This is a genomic window from uncultured Campylobacter sp., from assembly GCF_937949835.1.
Taxonomy (GTDB): Bacteria; Campylobacterota; Campylobacteria; order Campylobacterales; family Campylobacteraceae; genus Campylobacter_B.
Map to the genome: position 1 here is coordinate 1 of NZ_CALEDC010000232.1, position 4,620 is coordinate 4,620.

Genomic DNA, 4,620 nt, shown 5'->3' on the forward strand with positions numbered 1-4,620 from the left:
ATTAAACAATTATTTCTACGCCGATTTTGCCGTAAACGGCATCCCACACAGAGTAGGCAATGGACGGATATTTCCTACTTTTGCGAGCAGAGAGAGCCTATTTGGCTGGATATCGTTTTTCACAGCCACCTCGATGTTTATGAGTATGCTTGTCGTGATTTCGCTTAGCGATATAGTCCACTGGATATATCTATCGAGAAATAAAAGCTAAATTTTATAAAATCGTGGACGAATAAAATTCCGCACCCATAACTTTTAGGGTCATTTTACGAGCGCAAAGCGAACGACTGATAAAATTCCACGCTCCGTTTTAGAACAAAAACAAGCGACGATTAAATTTAAACGCTCCGGCAATTAGAGCCTTTTTGCGCGGAATTTAAGCGACCAAACGACGATTAAATTTAAACCGCAGGCGGCTGCTTTTAAATTTTAAATTTCACTAAATTTTAAAATTTTATTCGCGCCACGTAAGGCGGAAGGTCGTTATCTCGCCCGGCACGCTGTCGTAGGAGATAGAAAAGGAGTATTTTTTGCAGACCTCGCTTACGATACTAAGCCCGATGCCAAAGCCGCCCTCGCTTGAGTTAAAGCGCGCAAAGCGCCTGAAAATTTCGTCGCCTTTTTTCTTATCGATCCCCTCGCCGCTGTTTGAGATCGCCAGCTCGCCGCGCCTTAGCCGCACATCCACGTAGCCGCCTGCATCGGCGTATTTTACGGCATTGCTTAGCAGATTGTCGATCAGGCGCGAAATTTCATAGACGTTCGCGCTCATGCTCGCATCTGAAAGATCGGTTTTAAGGCTTAGTCTACGTTTTTGAATAAACGGCGCGAAATATTCGCAGCGCGAAGCGACGAGGCTCTTTAGATCGATCGAGCTAATCTCGCCCTCCTTATTCATACCGAAGGTTAAAAACACGAGATCCTCGTAGATGCGCGAAAGCGTCTTAGCGGCAAGATCGATATTAGCGACGCGCTTGGCGTTGTATTCTCCAAGCTCTGCGTGCCGCATTGTCTCGACGCTCATAGAAATAATGCTAAGCGGAGTGTTGATCTCGTGGGTACTATCTTTGATGAAGCGATTTAGTGTGTCGATCTTATCGTAAAGCGGCTTTGTGCCTAGCCGAACCAGATAAAACGCCACGGCTAATATCACACCCAAAAGCGCTATCATCATCGCTGCTGTTTTGATACGAAGCGTTAAAATTTCGCCCTGCACGCTACTTCCAAGCAGAATGATTTTAGCCTTGGAAAAGGCGTTTCGCTCCTCCATATTTTGCAGATTCTCATAAATTCCTAGCCTTCCGCCACTTATAAATTCCGCCTTTAGCTTCGCTTTATCAAGTGCTCCGAGCTCACCGCCGCAGCCGTAAATTTCATCAGAGTTTGGCTTAAATATACACGCACTCACGCCCTTTTCGCGCTCAAAGTCCGCTAGCGATTCCAGCCCATCCATGCTCGCTTTCATATAGATCATCATTTTGATCTCTTTTAGCTCTTTTATCCTGTGTGAAAGCAGCGCGGCTTCGTTCATCCTGTAATTTATCTTGAAAAAATATCCTAAAAACAACGCGCTTGAAATGAGATATAAAGATAGAATTTTAAGCGTTAAAGCGGTCTTTTCAGACATACAGATACCCTGCGTTGCGGCGGTTTATGATGTGCTCTTCGCCTAGGACGCGGCGTAGATTTTTGATATAAGTTCGCAGCGCTTCCTCGCTCGGAGTTTCGTCAAAAGCGTAGATCGCGGAGAAAATTTCATCCTTGCTTAAAAGCCTGTTTTTATTTTGTAAAAAAAGCGCCAGCAGCTCGCGCTCTTTGTTTGAAAGCGCGACGGGCACGCCCGATCTGCGTAGCTCTTTGCTTGCAAAGTAAAATTTAAACTCGTCGTCAATAGTTACAAAATCATCAAAATTGTGGCTGAAGTTTCGCTTTATGAGAGAATTAACGCGCAGCAGCAGCTCTTTTAGCTCGTATGGTTTTTTGAGATAATCATCGCAGCCGCTTTTAAAACCAACCTCAAGATCATCAAGCGTATTTAGCGACGTGGCGAATATCGCAGGGGTGCGATCGCCGCTCTTGCGTAGCTCTTTTAAAAGTGAGAATCCGTCGCCTTTGGGGATTTTTACGTCAAAGATAAAAAGATCAAATTTTTGTTCATAAGCAAGATCCGCGGCGCTTTGAGCGTCGCTGCAAACGCATACGTCAAAGCCCGCGTCTTTTAGATATTCGCCGATGAGATCGCAAAGGGTCTCATCGTCCTCTACGAGTAAAATTTTACTCACTACATCTCTTTTTTCATCTCTTTTTTCATTTCGCCTTTCATCTCATCCTTCATATGTTTACCCTCTTTCATAGCATCCTTGTGCATATCTTTCATGTCGCCCTTCATCTCTTTCGCACCATTATGCATTGATGTATTGGCGTCCTTCATCTCATCTTTCATGCCCATGTCGGCAGCTACGGCAAAAGTGCCAGCAAATAGCGCACTAAGCGCAAACAAAGTAAGTTTTTTCATTACGTACTCCTTAAAAGAAATTAGCGGAATTATACTTCCGTAAAAGTGAAGTATGTGTGAAATTCCGAAAAAATTCAAATTTAAATTTAAACGCCTGTAAATTCAAACGCGGCGCGGCTTAAATGCGCTCGGTCGGTCGCGATCTCTGAAATTTAAATCGCTCGCTACGGCTAGTCGAATTCTAAACGCGAATCAAAGCTAGCCAGAGCGCACGCCAACAGCGCATTGCCGAGCTTATTTTATCGAGGCAAAATAGAAATTTAAACCGCCAGCGAAACTAATTAAAATTTGTAATGCCACGGTGCGATCGCCAAATCGAAAACGACGAGCCAGCCTTTGAGTTCGCGACCTCGCGCGAGCTTTTAAATTCGCCATGCCGCGTAAGCCCTTAAATTTAGTGCGGCGCGAGCACACAGGGCGCGAAATCACACCTAGATCGCGGCGCAGCCTTTGATCTCGTCCTCGCTTACGATCTCGTAGATCACGCCCGCGTTTTTGATAAACTCCTCCACGCGCGCGACGTGTGCGGGCTCTACGTTGATCACGAGGCTTCCGACGACGTTTTTATCGAGGCGCTCGAGCTTGCCCCAGACGATGTTAAAATTTATCTCCAAAGCGCGCGCCATATGCGTGATCACGCTGTCAAACGCGACCGCGGGCGGGAAAAAGAGCCTGATATTCACGCCGCTTGCGGGCAGCACCTCCTCCTCGCCCAAAAACTCCTTCATATTCTCATCCGGGTGCAAAAACAGCGAGACGATATCGCCCGAGTTGCTCACGCGCCCGCCCTTAAGCAGGATCGCTCGTTGCGCGATACCCTTTACGACCTCCATCTCGTGCGTGACGAGCACGATCGTGATGCCGAGCGTCTTGTTTATGCGGCGCAGAAGCGATAAAATTTGCGCGGTAGTGTTGGGATCAAGCGCCGAGGTTGCCTCGTCGGAAAGCAAAATTTTAGGGCTTAATGCAAGCGCGCGCGCGATCGCCACGCGCTGCTTCTGTCCTCCGCTAAGCTCGCTAGGATAGGCGTTTGCTTTATCTGCAAGCCCCACGAGCTCCAAAAGCTCGGCGACGCGGCGCTTCGTGTGATCATTCGAATAGCCCCAAAATGCTAACGGCGTGGCGACGTTTTGCGCGACGCTGCGGCGGCTCATCAGCGCGAAGTGCTGAAAAATCATACCGATATTTTTGCGCAGCTCGCGGATCTGCGCGGCGCTTAGCTCTCTTACCTCCCTGCCCTCTACTTTGAGGCTTCCTTCTTGATAGTCCTCAAGGCCGTTTATGCAGCGCAGCAGCGTGCTTTTACCCGCGCCGCTGCGACCGACGATGGCAAAAATTTCGCCCTGTTTCACCTCCAGGCTCACATCGTCGATCACGCAGGCTTTGCCGTAAAATTTCTTTAAATTTTCTATTTTTATCACTCAGATTTCCTCGTTCATAATTCCGCCGAAACGCCTCCTGAAATTTATAAAATTTCGCGCCTTAGCTCGTCCGCGCTCTTTGGCGAAAGAAGCACCGGAGCGATGTCAAATACGCTAAACGCGCCGCGCTCGCCCCTTTGCGCTAGGCGATACGCCGCGCGGGCGTAGGCAACAAGCACGCTTGCGGTAAATTCGGGATTTGAGTCAAGCTTTAGCGAAAACTCGATCAAGTGTTTATTTTCTCCGTGCTCGCCAGTCGCTCCGCTTCGCAGGACGAATCCTCCGTGAGGGATGCCGCCGTGCTCTTTTTTAAGCGTCGCAAGACTTACGAAATGCACGCTCGTGTCGTAGTCGGCGAAGTAGTTTGGCATCGTTTTTATCTCGCGCTCGATACGCGCTTTATCGGCGCCCTCTTTGGCTACGACGTAGCACTCGCGCAGGTGTTTTTCGCGCGTAGTTAAATTTGGATTTTCACCCGCGCGAACTCGCTCTAAGGCGCTTTCTATCGGCACGGTGTATTGGCGAGCGTCCACGACGCCCTCGATCCTGCGGATAGCGTCGGAGTGGCCTTGGCTCACGCCTTTACCCCAAAACGTATAACTGCTGCCGTTTTCTAGCACACTCTCGCCAAATAATCTATTTAGCGAAAACAGCCCCGGATCCCAGCCCACGGCGATGATGCCT

6 protein-coding genes are annotated in these 4,620 nt (G+C 48.5%); 1 reads left to right on the forward strand and 5 read right to left on the reverse strand.

Annotated features, from left to right (window positions below; all coding sequences use genetic code 11):
* The coding region (locus Q0256_RS05265; protein ID WP_297960785.1) for a hypothetical protein at positions 1 to 211 on the forward strand (211 nt) is incomplete at its 5' end.
* 243 nt (positions 212 to 454) lie between these two features.
* On the opposite strand, the gene Q0256_RS05270 is transcribed toward Q0256_RS05265, so the two are convergent.
* The 5 genes from Q0256_RS05270 to Q0256_RS05290 form a co-directional block, all read right to left on the reverse strand.
* Positions 455 to 1,627: a HAMP domain-containing sensor histidine kinase gene (locus Q0256_RS05270; RefSeq protein ID WP_297960788.1), complete on the reverse strand. Its 1,173-nt coding sequence runs from the start codon at positions 1,625 to 1,627 to the stop codon at positions 455 to 457.
* On the reverse strand, positions 1,620 to 2,282 hold the full coding sequence (locus Q0256_RS05275) for a response regulator transcription factor (RefSeq protein ID WP_297879887.1): 663 nt from the start codon (positions 2,280 to 2,282) through the stop codon (positions 1,620 to 1,622). Before Q0256_RS05275 ends, Q0256_RS05270 begins: the two co-directional genes overlap by 8 nt.
* Positions 2,282 to 2,515, reverse strand: a complete 234-nt coding sequence (locus tag Q0256_RS05280; protein WP_291936948.1) for a hypothetical protein — start codon at positions 2,513 to 2,515, stop codon at positions 2,282 to 2,284. The genes Q0256_RS05275 and Q0256_RS05280 overlap by 1 nt, the downstream gene beginning before the upstream one ends.
* A gap of 431 nt (positions 2,516 to 2,946) precedes the next feature.
* Positions 2,947 to 3,936, reverse strand: coding sequence for a methionine ABC transporter ATP-binding protein (locus Q0256_RS05285; RefSeq protein ID WP_297960791.1), 990 nt, complete (start codon positions 3,934 to 3,936; stop codon positions 2,947 to 2,949).
* A 44-nt stretch (positions 3,937 to 3,980) separates the two neighbouring features.
* On the reverse strand, positions 3,981 to 4,620 hold a 640-nt coding region (locus Q0256_RS05290), incomplete at its 5' end, for a diaminopimelate dehydrogenase (RefSeq protein WP_297960794.1).